Raw genomic sequence first — 18262 nt, 5'->3', positions numbered from 1 at the left:
TTTTGATTATATAAAGATTTTTAATTGGTAACTTTATCTTTTAAAATTTCAACTTTAATGAAACACATCTTCTCACACTCTATTATATTTTCACTTTTTATTTGTTTTCAGTTTACATCTTGTGCGCAACAGCAAAAATCTACAATTAAAAAGGTTGAAAAAACTGATTCGAAACTAAAAACAGGAGCAGATAGAACTGATTTATATCTTTCAAAATTAAAAGGAAAAAACATTGCAATTGTTGCTAATCAAACTTCTGTCTTAAACGTTTTACAGAGAGCAGAAGTAAGTCCGAATGTTATGGGATCTAAATTGGTGAGTCATCATTTGGTAGATTATCTACATAATTATAACGGAATTAATGTGAAAAAAGTTTTTGCTCCTGAGCATGGTTTTCGAGGAAAAGAAGATGCTGGTGCTCATGTAAACGATGGGGTTGATACCAAAACCGGCTTACCAATTCTATCGCTTCACGGAAAAAGTAAAAAACCTTCTACCGAACAACTAAAAGACATAGACATTGTTGTTTTTGATATTCAAGATGTTGGGGCCCGTTTTTACACTTATATTTCTTCATTGCATTATGTAATGGAAGCCTGTGCAGAAGCTAATATTCCGGTAATGGTTTTAGATCGCCCAAACCCTAATGGGCATTATATAGACGGACCTATATTAGAACCTAAACACAAAAGTTTTGTGGGTATGCACCCAGTTCCTGTTGTTTATGGGATGACCATTGGTGAGTATGGACAAATGATTAATGGCGAAAAATGGTTAAAAGATGGTGTACAATGTGATTTAACTGTAATTCCTTTAGAAAACTACACACACGATTATCAATATAGTTTACCTATTAAACCGTCCCCTAACTTACCTAACGACAAATCAATTAACTTATACCCTAGTTTAGGCTTCTTCGAAGGAACTACTATTAATGCTGGTAGAGGAACTCATATTCAATTTCAGATTTATGGTGCTCCTTTTTTTAAAGAATCAGATTTTAGTTATACTCCAAAATCTAACGAAGGAGCTAAATATCCAAAGCACAAAGGCAAATTATGCTACGGAAAAGACCTTAGAGAAACAGACCATTTAAATACTATTAATTTAACATGGTTAATTGATGCTTATAAACAAACCCCAAAAAAGGAATCTTTTTTTGGTAAAACATTTACCATTCATGCGGGTACCGAAAAGCTACAACAACAACTTGAACAAGGTTTAACTGAACAAGAAATTAAAAACTCTTGGAAAGAAGGTATAGAAGATTTCAAAACAATTAGAAATAAATACCTTATTTATAAATAGTTTATTTTTATTTTCAACCTAATTTCTAATACACTTCTAGCATTAATATAAACCATTTAAACGGATTCATATTCTCAAATGAGTTGGCATCAATAATGAAAACAGGAATAATATACAGGTACGATATTTCAAGTGTTGTTTTTCCCAGAATTTCTGAGATGATTGTTTCTGAACAAAATCTGAATTTAATAGACGGACAAAGACTGAGACAAGAATTTTTAAATGGTAAATCTGAGTTAGCTAAGGAAATCAATAAATTCGTGGACAATGGCGATTTGATTCCAATTGAATATTGGGTTCCATTTTTCACCGCTTTATGGGACTCAAATAGAACAAATGTATTCTGTGGCTTAATCACTCATATAGATCAATTTAAGGAATTTGAAAAACACTTCATTGACAATGATATTTCAATTGATTTTATCAAATACTTTAAGATTAATGACTTAGAATCAGTCGTTGAACTAGCTGTTGAAAAATATGCTAAAGTATTCAAAGATAATGAAGAACATTTGATTAAAAGGATAAAGCAATTTGAAGAAAGAATTGAACCGATTTGCGAGTACGTTGACGGGAAATATAATCTTGAAGTATTAGATTATATGACATCTGAAATAGAAATATAAAGATACTAACACGGTATATAGCAAATAGGGCATTCGGTGGTTTACTGAAGTTCATAGCTATTTACAAACACCGCTAAATAGTTGATTTGGCTTTTAAAATGATTAAGATAAAAACAAAATACAACGCTTTGGTTGTCAGCAAAATTGAAAGGTTATCTCTTTCTTCTGCCCTAATTGCCATATACTAACCGCTAGCGAAACCCCTAATAAGCATCCACATCAATAATAAACCGAATAGGTCTAAAATCTTTTACCGCTTCAAATGTATTTCTAATTTTAGCAATTTGTTCTTTAGTTTTTCCTAGTGATTGTTTTGGCGGAATCTTAATCACCAAATTTTTAATATATAAGTTTCTAATACGTGAAACCGCTGGTGCAGATGGGCCTAAAACATTTTCTCCAAAAACATTTTGTAAAGCTTTTACCAACCAATTTATTCCATTATCAACTCTTGTATAATCTTTATGCTTTAAAGTAATTTTAATTACTCTATAATACGGCGGATAGTGAAATTGCCAACGATCTTGCAATTGTTCTTTATACATTTCAGTATAATTTGTGGTGGAAACCTGCTGTAATATTTGATGGTACGGATTATAAGTTTGTATGGCTACATTACCTTGTTTTTTGGTGCGTCCTGCCCTACCCGATACTTGTACCATTAATTGATACGCGCGTTCGTGTGCTCTAAAATCAGGGAAATTCAACATCGAATCGGCATTTAAAACTCCAACTAACGATACGTTTTCAAAATCCAATCCTTTCGATAACATTTGTGTTCCTACTAAAATATCAATTTCTTGTGCTTCGAAAGCACCAATTATTTTCTGATATCCGTATTTACCACGTGTGGTATCTAAATCCATACGTCCAATATTATGGTTCGGAAATAGTTCTTTTAACTCTAATTCTATTTGTTCGGTTCCAAAACCTTTGGTATCAAGAGTTGCAGTACCACAAGCGCCACAACTATTTGGCATTGATCGTTGATAATTACAATAATGGCATTTTAATTCTTTTCGGAATTTATGATAGGTTAAACTCACATCGCAATTAGGACATTGTGGTGAAACACCACAAGTAGTACATTCTACCACCGGAGAAAATCCACGTCGATTTTGAAATAGAATTACTTGTTCTTTTTCGTCTAAAGCTTCATTAATCATTTTTAACAAACGGTCAGAAAAATGACCAGTCATTTCCTTTTTTCGATGTTTCTCTTTTACATCAATCAATTCAATTTTTGGTAATTGAATATTCCCAAAACGGCGTGTTAATTCAACAAAACCATATTTATTTTGCTTTGCATTGTAATAACTTTCTAACGATGGTGTTGCTGAGCCTAATAAAACTTTTGCTTTATGTAAATGACCTAAAACCACTGCAGCATCACGTGCATTATATCTTGGTGAAGGTTCAAATTGTTTATAAGAAGATTCGTGCTCTTCATCAACCACAATTAATCCTAAATTAGAAAAAGGTAAAAATCCTGATGAACGCGCTCCTAAAATTATTTGTGCTTTCGGTTTATTTTCTAATACATTGTTCCACACTTCTACTCGCTCATTCATGGAATATTTTGAATGGAATACCGATATAAAATTCCCAAAATAGTTTTGTAAACGCATAATTATCTGTGTTGTTAAAGCAATTTCAGGTAGTAAAAACAATACTTGTTTACCCTCACCAATAACTTCTTTAATCAGTTTTACGTAAATTTCTGTTTTACCAGAACCAGTAACTCCGTGTAATAGAGTTACGTTTTGAGTTTCGAAAGATGCTTTAACTTCTGTATACGCTTGTTGTTGAAACTCATTTAATTGTTTAATTTGATTTGTTTCCCCTTGGTAACTTATTCTATCGGTTTTAATCTGATAAAAATCAAATATTTCTTTATCAACCAAAGCTTTTAAAACTGCTGAAGAAACTCCTGATTTTTCAATTAAATCTTTTGCTTTTATTGGCTTTTTAGCAGCTGCTAATTGAAAATAAGTTAATACTAACTCTTTTTGTTTTTTAGCTCTTGATAATTGTTCTAATAATTCTTGAAGTCCGTTATCTAAAGTATAATTAGAATTTAACCGAACATACTTAACCAATTTAGGTTTATACGTTTCGTAGATTTCTTCTTTAATAAAAGCGGCTTCTTTACTTATTAATCCATCAATAATTGGTAATACTGTTTTCTTACCTAAAATATCTGCTACTTGATGAATTGTTAATTGCGAATGATGCTCTAAAGCTTCAAAAATTAAAAACTCTTCATCTGTTAAAACAGATTCATCTTTTAAAGCTTCGTTTTTATAAATACTTGTTTCACTTTCTAATAAAAAAGCAGACGGTAATGCTGCTCTATATACATCTCCTAACGAACACATATAATAATTAGAAATCCATTGCCAGTGGTTTAATTGACGCTCATTTACAATAGGCTGTTCATCTAAAATTTGATGAATGTCTTTTGCTTCGTATAATTCTGGAGCTTTTTGATGAATGTTATACACCAACGCTGTATAAATTTTACTTTTTCCAAACGGAACCGCAACTCGCATTCCTTTTTTTAAGAATGTAGCTTCCGCTTCGGTTACCGAATAAGTAAACGTTTTTTTTAACGGAATGGGTAATATGACGTCGATGAAATGTGTCATTATTCTACTATTTCTATTGGTGTTGGTGGCGGTGGTGGATTATAAAAATTTGTGACATTACCATTATCATCTATAAATGGAATTCCTTCTTTTAATATAAGTTTTAATGGATATTGTTTTTTAAGAGAATCTATATTTTGCTTATTAAAACTTATTATAAAATTATAATATGATTTAGAAATAGTATCTATTTTATTTTTTAAACTCGTTTTAGAGCTATTTATCTCTCCTGAAAACTCTAAAAAAATCAAACTTGTATATGGACTACTTGCAAATTCAGGGTTTTTTCCATTATTAAAAAATTGTTTTTTCAACATTTTTTCAACATTAACCTTATTGAAATTATATTTTATTCGATTATGATAAAACAAACTATCTGTGAAATAATCGATAAATAGTACATTTTTAAATTTTATTAATCCACAAGCTGCATTAGTACAAACGATAATACTTCTTATTGAAAAAGGAATGTCATTATTTTTTCCTCTTATAAAATATCTTACTTTTTTATTGTAGTAGTTTTTACAAAAAACGGAAGTTAATGATTCAAAATTCTTAACTGTATCTAAATCAAAAACAAAAGTTGAATCAGTATTTTTTTGAGTTGGAAAAACATCTCTCATTGTTAAAACTCTTTCTTTTGGAGTTTTAGAACAAGAAACTATAACTATTAATAAAGCGGGAATTATATATACTAAAAGCTTTTTCATCTAATATCAAAACTACACAAAAATCACTACATTGTAATCAGAAACACAAAGGTATTTATGACTTCATTAGAATGGAAATACAAAGGAGAGTTTTTAACAATTAACAACCGAAAAATCTTTGTTATTGATGAAGGGAATTCTGATAAAACCTTAGTTATTTTACATGGCTACCCAACTTCTTCTTTCGATTATTACAAAGTTCTACCCTATTTAACAAAACAGTATCGTGTAATTATTCACGATCATTTAGGCTTTGGTTTTTCTGATAAACCTTTAGACTATTCCTATTCTTTAATAGAACAGGCTGATATTGCTTTGTTACTTTGGGAAAAGTTGAATTTGAAAAATGTTACTCTTTTAGCGCATGATTACGGCACCAGTGTAGCTACCGAAATTATTACCAGAAATAATCAAAGTCAGTTAACCATCAATATCGAAAAACTGATTTTATGCAACGGAAGTATGCATATTGAGTTGGCAAAATTAAGAACGATTCAAAAATTATTAAAGAATAAAATCACAGGAAAATGGGTTGCTAAACTGGCGAATCAAGCAATTTTTAATAGAAATATTCGTAAAATCTATTTTAATAAATCAAAGGTTTCAAAAGAAGAATTAAATGAAATGTGGTTTCAAATTAATTATAACAACGGAAGAAATATAATTCATTTGTTAAGTAATTATATAAACGAACGCTATTTTTTCTGGAACCGTTGGATTGGTGCCTTAAAACAAACTAAAATACCTTCTAAAATAGTTTGGGCAACTCACGACCCAATTGCTGTAAAAGCAATTGCAGAACAGTTACATAAAGAGATTCCTAACAATAAATTGCTTTGGTTAGAAAACACAGGCCATTTTCCTATGTTAGAAAACCCTAAAGAATGGAGTGATGTGGTTTTAAAGTAATAAGTTTTTAACTTATCATTTTTAAATATAAGTTTTCCACTTTTGTTCTTGCCCACGGTGTGGTTCTTAAAAACTTTAAACTTGATTTATACGTAGGATTCTTTTTAAAAGCATTAATGTTTAAAATTTCTCCCATTTCTTCCCAACCATATTCTAAGTATAACTCTTCTAACATGGTAGCTAATTTAATTCCGTGAAGCGGATTATTTGGTTGTTCTTGACTCATATCGGCAAAAATAATGATTCTACTTTAGTAATTCGTCTAGTAGCTTTCTTGTTTTTTCACTATTCCAATCAGCTGGTCCTTTTTTATCTACAACAATGTTTCCTTTCCTATCAAGAATAAAAGTAGCAGGTATTGTTTTACTTTTAAATTGCTCTGGGATATTACTTAAAATATTAAACGTTGGTAAAACGTAATTGTACTCTTCATAAAAACCAGCTATTGTTTTCCAATCCTCATTACTTACAAACACAAACTCAACCTTATCTTTATAATCGTTGTATAATTCTTGAATACTCGGCATTTCTGCTCTACAAGGTGGGCACCAAGTAGCCCAAAAGTTTACAAAAACTACTTTATTTCTAGTTGAATTAAAATCAATATTTGAAGTATTCAACCCTTTTAATTTCCAATTATAATTTTTTAACTGTTTACGCTCATCAATACTAATTTCTGAAGGTGAAAAAGAAATTAACTTTATAAAATATTCTTTTGTTGGCGGGTATAATAACAAGCCAATAATTACAACAAATACAATATTAGAGATTCCTTTTTTAGTAAACTTCATTAATCTAAATTAGGCAGAACAAAATCATCTAACACACTTTTCTTAGCCATCATTTTTTCAATAGCTTCAACAGTTCTTGGCGCTTCATTTGATAAGTTTACAGGAGCTCCATCAGTAATTAAAATATCATCTTCAATACGCACTGCGATTCCCCACCATTTCTTATCACAATTACTACCTTCTGGAATATAAATCCCTGGCTCTACAGTAATCACCATATCTTTTTGAAACTTCCCATAAGTACCTGGATCATGCACATCTAGACCAATATGATGCGACGTACCGTGAGGAAAATACATATGCTTTTCATCTAAAGATTTTATAATTCCTAAATCTAATAATCCTTGATTGATTACTTTTTTTGCTTCTTGACCCGGTTGCCAAAACTGATTCCCTGCTTTTGATACAGCTATACCCGCATCTTGCGCTTTTAAAACAATATTATAAATCGCTTTTTGCTCTGGAGAAAATTTACCGTTTGCAGGAATAGTTCGTGTAACATCTGCGGTATATCCGCGATATTCAGCACCTAAATCCATTAGCACTAATTCATCGTTAACTTTGGTTTTATTGTTTTCTATGTAGTGTAAAATACATCCGTTATTTCCTGCCCCAACAATACTAGGATACCCTTCATACTCTGCTCCGTATTTTTTATATACAAATTCATGAATACCTTGAATCTCCGTTTCAGACATATGTGGTTTCATTGCTTTCATTACTTCAATTTGCCCTACTGCCGAAATACGAATAGCTTTAGTTAACAATTTTAATTCTTCAGAAGTTTTTACTTCTCGCATTTCAGCTAATCGTGTTTGTAAAAACTGAAGATCTATATTAGATTTAGCTTCCAATTTTAACGCTGCTTTTTGCTGAAACTCCTTTTTTAGTTTGTCGTTAGTAGCATTTTTATAACCCATTAATAATTTATCTTTTCTTAAATTTGGATAATATGTAACTGCTTTTCCTATAACTTGAGCAACGTTAGCACTATTTTCAATAGGTGTAGATTTTATTAACTCGTACACGTACTTCTTTTCTTTTGATAAAAATGATGAGGGGCTGTATCCTGACTTATTTTTAAACTCACTTACCAAATCATAAACCTCACCTTTATTTCTATCAGAATTACGATAATCGTCTTTAAATTTTTCTACAAAAACTTGATCGAACTTTTTAAAATCTATTTTATCAGAAATAAATTCTTCTGCATTTTTAGCAATTTTAAAACCAAGTTCTTTTTTTGTTCCATTTATACCCAAACGCTTACCATTCCACATTTCTGCTCTGGGATCGTTTTTTTGCACGTATAAAACTTCATTATAAGTATTCCCTTTACCATCAGTTTGATTATCAGAAAACAATACTAAAACAGCATTAGGCTCTCGATAACCAGTTAAATAATAAAAATTAGGATCTTGATGAAAAACATAATCTACATCATTTGCTCTATTACGTATTGGATTTGCAAATACAACAGCTACAGAATTTTTAGGCATTTTTGAACGTAAAACTTCTCTTCTATCTTTATGAAAATCAGCTGACAAATAATCTGCTGGTGTTTGCGCTATGACAACATTCAACATTCCTAACAAACAAATAAATAGTAAATTTTTAAGTTTCATTTTAATAAAGCTTTATAGTCTATCAAATGTAAGATTCTTACACCAATTCAAGAAAACATTAACAAAGTTTTTGGTAATAATTCATTGAAAGATTAAACAAAATCTGACTATTTGTTTCTTAATTTTTCAATACTTTTGAAACATTAAACAAACAATTAAATGAAAAATACTGCATTAACACATATTCATGAAGCATTAGGTGCAAAATTAGTTCCTTTTGCTGGTTATAACATGCCTGTACAATACGAAGGTGTAAATATCGAACACGAAACAGTAAGAAATGGCGTTGGTGTTTTTGATGTAAGCCATATGGGTGAATTTTTCTTAAAAGGGGAAAATGCGTTGGCTTTAATTCAGAAAATATCGTCTAATGATGCTTCAAAATTAGCTCCTGGAAAGGCACAATATAGCTGTATGCCAAATGCAGATGGAGGTATTGTAGATGATTTAATTATTTACATGATTGCTGAGAATGAATATATGTTAGTAGTAAATGCATCTAATATTGAAAAAGATTGGAACTGGATTTCTCAACACAACGACTTAAAAGTTGAAATGGAAGATCGCTCAGAAGAATGGTCTTTATTAGCAATTCAAGGACCAAAAGCTGCTGAGGCAATGCAATCATTAACATCAGTAGATTTATCTGCAATTAAATTTTACACTTTCGAAATTACCGATTTTGCTGGCTTACCGAATGTTGTTGTTTCTGCAACTGGTTATACTGGTTCTGGTGGATTTGAAGTTTATGTTAAAAATGAAGATGTTGAACAACTTTGGAAAAAAGTTTTTGAAGCTGGTGCAGATTGGGGAATTAAACCTATCGGATTAGCTGCTCGTGATACTTTACGTTTAGAAATGGGTTATTGTTTATATGGTAATGATATTGATGATACTACTTCTCCTTTAGAAGCTGGTTTAGGATGGATTACTAAATTCACCAAAGACTTTGTAAATGCAGAAGCTTTAAAAGCACAAAAAGAAGCTGGTGTTACTAAAAAATTAGTAGCTTTTGAATTAACAGAGCGTGGTATTCCTCGCCAAGGTTATGATATTGTAAATGCTAATGGTGAAAAAATTGGTAGAGTTACTTCTGGTACTATGAGTCCTTCTTTAAGTAAAGGTATTGGTTTAGGGTATGTACCTAAAGAATTATCGAAAGTAGATTCTGAAATTTTTATCCAAGTACGTAAAAAGCAAATTCCTGCTAAGGTTGTAAAATTACCTTTTTACAAAGGATAATTTAAATTACTTATAAAATAAAAAACCAGCTCAAAGAGCTGGTTTTTTGTTTTGATTTAACTAATATTTATTAATCATCTTTCTTTTTATCTTTTTTATTTTCTTTATTCCAAACTTTAATTTCATCATCTTTAGTTATACCAGAAATTATTTCAACGTTAATTCCGTCTGAAACTCCAAGCTCAACATCTTTATTTTCAAACTTTCCCTCTTCTTTATTAACTAATATTTCAACATAAGGCTTTTTACTTTCTTTGTCGTATTGTAATAAAGCTTCTCTTATTGATAAAATGCTATCTTTCTTTTCAATAATAATAGATGCATTAGCACTATACCCTGCACGTACCATTTGCTTAACGCTATCAATTCTTATATCTCCTTTAACTTTAAATTGAATAGCTCCACTCTCTTCTACACCTTTAGGAGCAATAAAATTTAATTTAGCTGGAAACTTTTCTTCTTCGATAGCACCTACAGTAATATCTAAATCCATTCCCATTTTTAATTTACCTACTTCTGCTTCATCAACTTTTCCTTCGAAAATCATTTTTTTCATATCCGCAATAGTAGCAATGGTAGTTCCTGCATTAAAATTATTCGCTTGAATAACTTGATATCCTTTTTTCACAGGAATTTCTACAACCATACCAGATGCTGTTGCGCGAATATTTGTATTCGCTCCGCCTGAACCTGCAGAACCTCGTTTAATAATCTGATAATCATTATTAGCATTTCTTAAATCATTTTTTGCCTGATTATATGATAATTGAGAGGCTTCAAATTGTTGACTAGAAATTACACCTTTATCAAATAATGCTTTATTACGATCATATTGAGTTTTTGCATTTGATAACTGAATTTGTACAGAGTTAATTCTTCCTCTAGCACTTTGTAAAGATTGCTCATTTGGCACAACTTTTACCGTAGCAATTAAGTCCCCTGTCTTAACAATTGCTCCTTCTTCTAAATATACTTTATCTATAATCCCAGAAATTTGAGGTTTAATTTCTACCTCTTCTAATGGAATTACTTTTCCTGTAGCAACAACTTTATTAACAATATTCATCTTTTTAAGCTGCTCTGTCTTATATTTTTTTACAGGTTTACTATTAGATTTATTTACCTTAACAACAGCTATTATAACTGCCATAGCTAAAACAGCTAATCCTACGTAAATTAATGTTTTTTTCATTTTTGTTTGATTGTGGTGTATAATTTATTCTTCTCTTAACGCTTCTATAGGTTTTATTTTAGTTGCTCTATTTGCAGGAATTAATCCTACCAATAAACTTAAAACTAACATTAAAATAAACGAACCTATTAATTGCGGAAAACTTACTGTTGGATTAACAAACGGAAAGTCTGACCCGCTAAATTTTATATCTAAAATATGTAAAATCCCAATAGAAATTACAAAACCGAGTAAACCTGAAAATACAGTTAAAGCTATCGCTTCAAAAATAATTTGAGTTTTTATAATCTTGGGTGTTGCACCTAGTGCTCTTCGAATACCAATTTCTTTGGTACGTTCTTTTACTGTAATTAATAAAATATTACTAATTGCAATTACCCCAGCTAACAATGTAAATATTCCAATAAAAAATGAAAAACTTTGCAGCACAGTTGTAAATGCTGATATACCTTTAAATACATCTGATAAATTAAAAGAACCTATTGCACGTGTGTCTTTAGGGTGAATATTATGTTTTTCTTTTAATAATTTTTTAATCTTTTTTAATGCAGCTGCAACAGTATGATTTGACTTTATATTTATTGCCATCCAACCAACTCTGTTACCACTGTTAAATGCTTTTTGAAAAGTTGTAAACGGAATAAATACTGAGTTTTGACCATCAAAATTTACCCCTTTAGTTTTTCTATAAACACCTACTACTTGAAAATAGACTCCATTAACTCGAATATACTCTCCTATTGGATCTTCATCCTTTTTAAATAATAGTTTATAAGTTTCATCTCCAATTACAGCTACTTTACGACGATTCTCAATATCATCTTGATTTAAAAATCGTCCCTCTTCTAAATTCTTTTTTGATATTTTATCTATCGAAGGAAAATCTCCAAATACCGATGAACCGCTTGATTGTCCATTTCGAGTAACAGAACTTACACCTCTAAAGTCTCCTAATTGAATTCGAGGAGAAAGCACATCTATTTCTTTCACTTGACTTTCAATTAACTTTACATCATCGAAAGTATAACTAATTCGTCTTCCTCTTTCAAAACCTTTGTATGGTTTTCCTGTACGCTGTCCCCAAACAAACATACTATTAGTAGCAGTTCCTGTAAATAGTTTATCAAAACCATTTTTCATTCCATTAGTAGCACCTAACAATAGTATTAAAATTACCATTGCAAATAATACTCCAAGTGTTGTTAATGCAGTACGTAATAAATTTTTGGTTAACGTACTATATACCTCTGCCCATAAATCTCTATCGAATAATCTCTTCATAATTAATCGGCTCTTAAAGCTACAATTGGTTTTACACTTGCAGCACGTATTGCAGGAACTAAACCTGCAAGAACTCCTGCTATTACTAATATTACACCTGCAATAATTACGGTTGTTACATTTACAGATGGATCAGCAAATGCTGGTGATTTCGGTATTACTTTTGCTATTAAACTAACTAATCCCATAGCAAACAACATTCCTCCTGCTCCTGAAATCGATGTAATAAAAACGCTTTCTAACAAAACCAAATTAATTACTTGAGATGGTCTTGCTCCAAGTGCTTTTCTAATCCCAATTTCTTTTGTTCTTTCTTTTATAATAAATACTAAAATATTTCCTATACCAACAATACCTGCTAGTAAAATTAACAACCCAACGCCAACACTAACAAATGTTAACATCGTTGTAAAATTAGAAACATCTGAAAAACCTTCAGCGTTATTATTTACATAAATAGCTCCTTGATCATCTGGCGAAACTTTATGTCTTCGTTTTAAAACTACTTCTAGTATATCGCTAAAATTTATAGCTTCAGCATAAGAATATTTTGGATTGTATGTTAATACTATCTGACTAATTTCATCTGTGTTTTTATACAATCGCTGCATTGTTGTAACAGGAACATAAATAATTCGTTCTTCCCGTTCATTACCTTTGTCAGAAAAAACTCCTACGATTTGATATGTTGAGTTATTCATAACAAATGTTTTTCCGATAGGATCTTCATCAGGAAATAAATCAGCTTTAATCATTTTACCAATTACAGCAACTTTTAGTTTTTTATCTACATCATTACTATTAATATACCTACCGGCATTCATAATAGTTTTCTCGATATGTTTATGATCTGGATAAACAGCTCTAACTTGATAACTTCCTGTTTCTTTTTTATACTTAGCAGTAACTCCTTTTCTAAATCTAGGTGTAATATACTCTACTTCTTCATCAAAATTCCCTTGAATATATTTTAAGTCATTATTAGTAAATTTTATCCTTCTACCAGCTTCAAAACCTTCGTAAGGTTTGGTGGTTACAGAAGGAGATATAAAAATAGAATTCGTCGCATCATCATTAAATTGCTGTGTAAATCCATTTTTCATCCCATTAACTGATGCTAATAGTAATACTAAAATAAAAATACCCCAAGCCACAGAAAAACCAGTTAAGAAAGTTCTTAACTTATTCTTTTTTATACTGTGAAATATTTCTGCCCAAAGATCTCTATCGAACATTCTGTAATGTTTTTGATTTACCAGATTCAGTTAATTCATCACTAATTATTACTCCATCTTTTAGACGTACAATTCTATCAGTTTGTTCTGCTACTTCTTCTTCGTGTGTAATTACAAAAACGGTCATACCTTCATCATTAATTCCTTTTAACAAATCCATTACAGAATCTGTAGTTGTAGAATCTAATGCTCCTGTTGGTTCATCTGCTAAAATTACCTTGGGGCTAGTTGCTAAAGCACGAGCTATAGCCACACGTTGTTTTTGACCTCCTGAAAGTTCATTAGGCAAGTGATTTTCCCATGGTTTCAAGCCTACTTTATCTAAGTATTCCGAAGCAATTTTTAAACGTTCTTTTCTTCCCACTCCTTTATAATAAAGAGGAAGTGCAACATTTTCTTGTGCAGTTTTATATGATATCAAATTAAATGACTGAAAAACAAATCCTAGAAACTTATTTCTTAAAATTGCTGCTTTCTTTTCGTTTAAATTTTCAATTAATTGACCATTTAAAAAATAATTTCCTTCATCATGACCATCTAATAAACCAACAATGTTTAATAAAGTCGATTTTCCAGAACCGGAAGATCCCATAATAGATACAAATTCACCTTCTTTAATATGTAAGTCTAATCCTTTTAGTACGTGAAGTGAGTCTTTACCAATAGGGTAAGATTTGTGTAAATTTTCTATTCGAATCATAGTGTTAGTTAATTTTTAAACTAAAATAAATATTGATACATCGTTTGATTACTAATTTTATGTTAAATCATTATTTACTTTTCTACTAGACGCTTAATTTTGATTTATGTTACAACATATTGATGTATTTTTAATTTTATCTTATTTAATATTCAATAAATGATTGATTTACCTACTAATAAAAAAATAATTTTGTTTGATGGAGTTTGCAATTTTTGCAATGATGCAGTGTTAAAAATTATTCATTATGATAAAAAAAATCAATTTGTGTTTACCTCTTTACAATCTGAAATAGGAATTAAAATAACAAACTATTTAGGGATTGACACCTCTAAAATTGACTCTATTATTTTATACGAATCATCTGTTTCTTATGATATAAAATCTTCAGCTGCTTTAAAAATAATGAAAGAATTTGGCGGTTTCTGGAGTACTTCACAGATATTTTGGGTATTCCCTGAAATCTTAAGAAACATTATATATGATTTTATAGCTAAAAACCGTTACAAATGGTTTGGTAAAAAAGAAGCCTGTATGATTCCTACTAAAGAAATTCAAGAAAAATTTTTATAACAAAAAGCCCACTCTAAAGTGGGCTTTTTAAAATATTTAGGTAATACTTAAAACTGAACTTTTAATCCTAAATTATAGTTTCTACCTCTAGTAGTGTAATTAGGAATTTCCTGATAATTCTCATTTAAAAGGTTAGTTACATTACCAAATAATGTTATTTTGTCTTTTAACACTTTATGATTTACAAAAAAATCTAACAAACCATAAGATTCTAATGCTGAACTCCCTCCTTCTCTTTCTCCAGTGAATCTATAATTAGCACTAATATAAGTTGTTGGTAGTACATGATAATTTACTCTACCACCAAACTTATGTTTTGGTAATTTTAAAGTTTCTAAAAGACCTGCATAATTCGTATAAACATAATCAAAAGATAGATTTAACTTATTTAAAGGAGAATAATTAACTTGAGTCTCAAATCCTTTTGAGTTAAACGTTCCGTTATTTGTAAAGTACTTAAAAGTTGTATTATCATATGCTACTTTATCTGTTTCTTCTCTATAAAAGTAAACTGTATTAATATTTAAATTATCTAAAACTTCAAACTCTAAACCTCCTTCTATTGTATAATTACTTTCAGGATCTAAAATTTCCACATCTGCTCTTTTATTAAATATTTGATATAAAGATGGAGCAATAAAAGCTGTACTATACGAAGCAAATAATTTTAAATTTTTATCTTCTAAAACTTCAAAATTATATGAAGGATTCACATTATATATAAGATTTGTTCCATATTCGTTATGGATATTAGCTCTAACTCCTGCATTAACATTTAAACCAAAATCTGAATTGTAATTTACAGATACATAAGGGTCATATGAATGTTGAGATACGCTTCCGAATTTAATCCCTCCCGACTCCATATCCTGATATTGAGCAGCTAAACCTACGATAAAAGAGAATTGATCTAAAACCTTATAATTATTAAAAACATCAAACCCATATTCTTTACCTTCTGATTGGTATACTCCATATGCTGTATCAAAAGCTCCGTCAATTTTAGTATAAAAAGCATCAACCCTTAATTTACCTTTGTTATACTTGAAATCTGTGAAAAATAATGCTCTTTTTTGTTGTCCGTCGAAAAAGTCATCTGCGTCTGCTACAGAAAAAGAATCATCGTATTCATAGAAAAATTTATTAAAACTTCCTTGAACTCCAAATTTTAAATTATTATCAACTTTATAACCCACTCTCAATAAAGCATTTTGACGATAAAACTTATCTTCTTTATTAGGACTATTGATATTGCTACTTTCTATAGCTGATAAACCAGAAGAACTATTTGAATTTAAGCCAATTAGATAATCAACTTGCCCTACAGTTCCATTAAAATTAAAATTAGCTTGTAATTCATCACCAGAAAATTTTGTACCCTCAGCTGATCTGTTACTTCCTAAAGAAGTTGTAAATGTTCCTGAAAACTCTTTTCTAGATGCTTTTTTTAATCTAATATTAATTACACCTGTTGCCGCACCAGAACCATATAATACAGAAGAAGCTCCTTTCAAAACCTCAATAGATTCAATTTGATTTAGATCTAATTGTCTTAAATCAAAATTGTTAGATATTGTAGATCCATTATTAACATTAACTCCATCAATCAATATAGCTGCTTGATGAGATCGACCTCCTCTAATATAAACTTCGTTATTTTGCCCTCTATTACTCTGAGAACCATTAATTTCAATACCGGGAATTTCATTTAAAATTTCAGTTAGTGTTTTTCCTTGCCTCTCTTCAATTTCTTTTGAAGTTAATTTGTAAACTACTTTACCAATATTTTTTTTACTCATTTTAGTTTTAGTTGCAGTTACTACAACTTCATCTAACTCTTCATTTTTTTCCTGCTCTTGCGCAGTAATTTTTGTGCTCGCAAAAGACATCGCGATAGCACCAACAATTAGTAATTGTTTTTTCATTTTTAATGATTTAATTTTTACAATTAATCAGGTTAAATTTTTGTACGAAACAGTATTAAGTACAGTAACTTTTATCCCGAAAGTTTTTACTCGTTTGTGATGTTGGCAGGTCTCCTGACTTGCGTCTTGTAACTTACCTTCCCATTTTATAAAAACAGTGGCAAAAGTTGTAGTTACAAGCTTAATAGCTTACAGTTGCGGGAACAGTTTTGGATTTACACCAAATTCCCTTTTAATTTCTTTAGATAGAATACCTATAGAAAACCAAAATCGCCGCAAATGTAGCTCAAAAATTGTTATTACAAAATAGTTTTGTAATCTTGCTGAAGAAAATTAACAACTATGACTACTTCTTTATTTAGAGCTACACTTATACTTTTTGTAATTCTTTTAATTTCATCCTGTAAAACTGATAAAAAAGATACTGTAAAAGCCAATAATGATAAATCATTTAGCATTGAACACGCTACAGGTTTTGATATCGTAAAAGAAGAAAATCAAACCAAATTAATTATTAAAACTCCATACCCTAATTCTAAGGAAACATTTACTTATACCTTAGGAAATGAAAATTCAGATATAAAAACTCCTATTAATAAAATAGTTGTAACCTCAACTACGCATATTCCTGTATTAGAATTGTTAGGAAAAGAGCAAACTTTAATTGGTTTTCCGCACACAAAGTATATTTCATCTGAAAAAACAAGAGGTTTAATAGACAACGGATTTGTAAGAGAATTAGGAAAAGAGCAATCGTTAAACACTGAAGTTTTATTAGATATTCAACCAGAATTAGTCGTTGGTTTCTCTATGGGTAAAACTAACAAAACATTTACTACTATTGAAAAAGCAGGAATTCCTGTGATTATTAACGGAGATTGGCTTGAAGAAACACCGTTAGGAAGAGCTGAATGGATTAAAGTTTTTGGAGCTATTTACAATGAAAACAAAAAGGCAGATAGTATTTTTAATACTATAAAAACAAACTACTTAGAAGCTATTAAAATTGCTGAAAGAGCTACGAATAAACCTACAATTCTTTCTGGAGCCATTATGAGTAAAGATATTTGGAATTTACCTGCTGGTGAAAGTTTTGTTGCACAATATTTAAAAGATGCAAATCTTGATTATTTATGGAAAGATTCCAAAGGTAAAGGAAGTTTATCGTTAAGCTTTGAATCTATTTTAGATAAAGGAAAAAATGCTGATTTTTGGATTGCTCCTGGTTATTTTTCTTCAAAAGAACAAATGCTGAATAGTAATAATCACTATGCTGAATTTAAAGCTTTTAAAAACGATAAGATTTATTCTCCTAGTTTAAAAAAAGGAAAAACAGGAGGTGTTTTGTATTTTGAATTAGCACCTACCCGACCAGATTTAGTTTTAAAAGATATTATTAAAATTACACACCCTGAATTATTATCTAATTACGAATTGACTTTCTTTGAAAAGATGGAATAAATTTGGTTGTTAAATTATTTTCAATATAATATACTT

At 30.0% G+C, this 18262-nt stretch carries 16 protein-coding genes and 1 riboswitch; of the genes, 6 read left to right on the top strand and 10 right to left on the bottom strand.

Annotated elements, in window-relative coordinates; genetic code table 11:
• The first annotated feature begins 57 nt into the window (after nucleotides 1–57).
• Entirely contained in the window at nucleotides 58–1308 is a 1251-nt protein-coding gene (locus H3Z83_RS00135; protein ID WP_182123456.1) for an exo-beta-N-acetylmuramidase NamZ family protein, read from the top strand.
• 95 nt (nucleotides 1309–1403) lie between these two features.
• On the top strand, nucleotides 1404–1934 hold the full coding sequence (locus tag H3Z83_RS00130) for a nucleoside monophosphate kinase (protein WP_182123455.1): 531 nt from the start codon (nucleotides 1404–1406) through the stop codon (nucleotides 1932–1934).
• Nucleotides 1935–2137: 203 nt separating this feature from the next.
• Here the strand turns inward: H3Z83_RS00130 and priA are convergent, their stop codons facing one another.
• Nucleotides 2138–4582: a replication restart helicase PriA gene (gene priA, locus H3Z83_RS00125; protein ID WP_182123454.1), complete on the bottom strand. Its 2445-nt coding sequence runs from the start codon at nucleotides 4580–4582 to the stop codon at nucleotides 2138–2140.
• Nucleotides 4582–5292 (bottom strand): hypothetical protein, encoded by a 711-nt coding sequence (locus H3Z83_RS00120; RefSeq protein WP_182123453.1) that lies wholly within the window; start codon nucleotides 5290–5292, stop codon nucleotides 4582–4584. Before H3Z83_RS00120 ends, priA begins: the two co-directional genes overlap by 1 nt.
• Before the next feature lie 57 nt (nucleotides 5293–5349).
• Here H3Z83_RS00120 and H3Z83_RS00115 point away from each other — a divergent pair, with 57 nt between their 5' ends.
• Nucleotides 5350–6201 (top strand): alpha/beta fold hydrolase, encoded by an 852-nt coding sequence (locus tag H3Z83_RS00115; RefSeq protein ID WP_182123452.1) that lies wholly within the window; start codon nucleotides 5350–5352, stop codon nucleotides 6199–6201.
• A 7-nt stretch (nucleotides 6202–6208) separates the two neighbouring features.
• Here H3Z83_RS00115 and H3Z83_RS00110 read toward each other — a convergent pair whose 3' ends face one another.
• From H3Z83_RS00110 to H3Z83_RS00100, 3 genes are read right to left on the bottom strand one after another with little or no spacing between them, the layout of a single operon-like run.
• The gene (locus tag H3Z83_RS00110) at nucleotides 6209–6427 is read right to left on the bottom strand and encodes a VF530 family protein (RefSeq protein ID WP_182123451.1); all 219 of its coding nucleotides are present in this window, start codon (nucleotides 6425–6427) and stop codon (nucleotides 6209–6211) included.
• Between the two features lie 19 nt (nucleotides 6428–6446).
• Complete coding sequence (locus H3Z83_RS00105; protein WP_182123450.1) at nucleotides 6447–6992, bottom strand: TlpA family protein disulfide reductase; 546 nt, start codon at nucleotides 6990–6992, stop codon at nucleotides 6447–6449.
• Entirely contained in the window at nucleotides 6992–8617 is a 1626-nt protein-coding gene (locus H3Z83_RS00100) for an aminopeptidase P family protein (RefSeq protein ID WP_182123449.1), read from the bottom strand. The genes H3Z83_RS00105 and H3Z83_RS00100 overlap by 1 nt, the downstream gene beginning before the upstream one ends.
• Nucleotides 8618–8776: 159 nt before the next feature.
• Between H3Z83_RS00100 and gcvT the strand changes: the two genes are divergently transcribed.
• Nucleotides 8777–9859 carry a glycine cleavage system aminomethyltransferase GcvT gene (gene gcvT / locus H3Z83_RS00095; RefSeq protein WP_182123448.1) on the top strand — a complete coding sequence of 361 codons (1083 nt, stop codon included), beginning with the start codon at nucleotides 8777–8779 and terminating at the stop codon, nucleotides 9857–9859.
• A 70-nt stretch (nucleotides 9860–9929) separates the two neighbouring features.
• Here gcvT and H3Z83_RS00090 read toward each other — a convergent pair whose 3' ends face one another.
• The 4 genes from H3Z83_RS00090 to H3Z83_RS00075 are packed head-to-tail and all read right to left on the bottom strand — an operon-like array spanning nucleotide 9930 to nucleotide 14267.
• Nucleotides 9930–11051: an efflux RND transporter periplasmic adaptor subunit gene (locus H3Z83_RS00090; RefSeq protein ID WP_182123447.1), complete on the bottom strand. Its 1122-nt coding sequence runs from the start codon at nucleotides 11049–11051 to the stop codon at nucleotides 9930–9932.
• A gap of 24 nt (nucleotides 11052–11075) precedes the next feature.
• Nucleotides 11076–12332, bottom strand: coding sequence for an ABC transporter permease (locus H3Z83_RS00085; RefSeq protein WP_182123446.1), 1257 nt, complete (start codon nucleotides 12330–12332; stop codon nucleotides 11076–11078).
• 2 nt (nucleotides 12333–12334) lie between these two features.
• Nucleotides 12335–13567 (bottom strand): ABC transporter permease, encoded by a 1233-nt coding sequence (locus tag H3Z83_RS00080; RefSeq protein WP_182123445.1) that lies wholly within the window; start codon nucleotides 13565–13567, stop codon nucleotides 12335–12337.
• Nucleotides 13557–14267 carry an ABC transporter ATP-binding protein gene (locus H3Z83_RS00075; RefSeq protein ID WP_182123444.1) on the bottom strand — a complete coding sequence of 237 codons (711 nt, stop codon included), beginning with the start codon at nucleotides 14265–14267 and terminating at the stop codon, nucleotides 13557–13559. The genes H3Z83_RS00080 and H3Z83_RS00075 overlap by 11 nt, the downstream gene beginning before the upstream one ends.
• A gap of 159 nt (nucleotides 14268–14426) precedes the next feature.
• Here H3Z83_RS00075 and H3Z83_RS00070 point away from each other — a divergent pair, with 159 nt between their 5' ends.
• Complete coding sequence (locus tag H3Z83_RS00070; protein WP_182123443.1) at nucleotides 14427–14840, top strand: thiol-disulfide oxidoreductase DCC family protein; 414 nt, start codon at nucleotides 14427–14429, stop codon at nucleotides 14838–14840.
• Nucleotides 14841–14887: 47 nt separating this feature from the next.
• Here H3Z83_RS00070 and H3Z83_RS00065 read toward each other — a convergent pair whose 3' ends face one another.
• A complete protein-coding gene (locus tag H3Z83_RS00065; protein ID WP_182123442.1) occupies nucleotides 14888–16765 on the bottom strand; it encodes a TonB-dependent receptor plug domain-containing protein in 1878 nt (625 codons plus the stop codon).
• 87 nt (nucleotides 16766–16852) lie between these two features.
• A riboswitch (cobalamin riboswitch) is annotated at nucleotides 16853–17049 on the bottom strand.
• Nucleotides 17050–17107: 58 nt separating this feature from the next.
• Here H3Z83_RS00065 and H3Z83_RS00060 point away from each other — a divergent pair.
• The gene (locus H3Z83_RS00060) at nucleotides 17108–18226 is read left to right on the top strand and encodes an ABC transporter substrate-binding protein (RefSeq protein ID WP_182123441.1); all 1119 of its coding nucleotides are present in this window, start codon (nucleotides 17108–17110) and stop codon (nucleotides 18224–18226) included.
• The last annotated feature ends 36 nt before the right edge of the window (nucleotides 18227–18262 follow it).

Origin of the sequence: Tenacibaculum pelagium (assembly GCF_014062345.1) — a bacterium.
Lineage (GTDB): Bacteria > Bacteroidota > Bacteroidia > Flavobacteriales > Flavobacteriaceae > Polaribacter > Polaribacter pelagius.
Note: the sequence above shows the minus strand (reverse complement) of the source record. Positions and strands in the feature narration are given on the sequence as shown.

Excerpts from the sequence above, each read along its gene's own strand:
- H3Z83_RS00105 (WP_182123450.1), bottom strand. The coding sequence starts at position 6,992 with ATGAAGTTTACTAAAAAAGGAATCTCTAATATTGTATTTGTTGTAATT.
- H3Z83_RS00075 (WP_182123444.1), bottom strand. The coding sequence starts at position 14,267 with ATGATTCGAATAGAAAATTTACACAAATCTTACCCTATTGGTAAAGAC.
- H3Z83_RS00085 (WP_182123446.1), bottom strand. The coding sequence starts at position 12,332 with ATGAAGAGATTATTCGATAGAGATTTATGGGCAGAGGTATATAGTACG.
- H3Z83_RS00080 (WP_182123445.1), bottom strand. The coding sequence starts at position 13,567 with ATGTTCGATAGAGATCTTTGGGCAGAAATATTTCACAGTATAAAAAAG.
- gcvT (WP_182123448.1), top strand. The coding sequence starts at position 8,777 with ATGAAAAATACTGCATTAACACATATTCATGAAGCATTAGGTGCAAAA.
- H3Z83_RS00115 (WP_182123452.1), top strand. The coding sequence starts at position 5,350 with ATGACTTCATTAGAATGGAAATACAAAGGAGAGTTTTTAACAATTAAC.
- priA (WP_182123454.1), bottom strand. The coding sequence starts at position 4,582 with ATGACACATTTCATCGACGTCATATTACCCATTCCGTTAAAAAAAACG.
- H3Z83_RS00100 (WP_182123449.1), bottom strand. The coding sequence starts at position 8,617 with ATGAAACTTAAAAATTTACTATTTATTTGTTTGTTAGGAATGTTGAAT.
- H3Z83_RS00090 (WP_182123447.1), bottom strand. The coding sequence starts at position 11,051 with ATGAAAAAAACATTAATTTACGTAGGATTAGCTGTTTTAGCTATGGCA.
- H3Z83_RS00065 (WP_182123442.1), bottom strand. The coding sequence starts at position 16,765 with ATGAAAAAACAATTACTAATTGTTGGTGCTATCGCGATGTCTTTTGCG.
- H3Z83_RS00135 (WP_182123456.1), top strand. The coding sequence starts at position 58 with ATGAAACACATCTTCTCACACTCTATTATATTTTCACTTTTTATTTGT.
- H3Z83_RS00110 (WP_182123451.1), bottom strand. The coding sequence starts at position 6,427 with ATGAGTCAAGAACAACCAAATAATCCGCTTCACGGAATTAAATTAGCT.
- H3Z83_RS00070 (WP_182123443.1), top strand. The coding sequence starts at position 14,427 with ATGATTGATTTACCTACTAATAAAAAAATAATTTTGTTTGATGGAGTT.
- H3Z83_RS00130 (WP_182123455.1), top strand. The coding sequence starts at position 1,404 with ATGAAAACAGGAATAATATACAGGTACGATATTTCAAGTGTTGTTTTT.
- H3Z83_RS00120 (WP_182123453.1), bottom strand. The coding sequence starts at position 5,292 with ATGAAAAAGCTTTTAGTATATATAATTCCCGCTTTATTAATAGTTATA.
- H3Z83_RS00060 (WP_182123441.1), top strand. The coding sequence starts at position 17,108 with ATGACTACTTCTTTATTTAGAGCTACACTTATACTTTTTGTAATTCTT.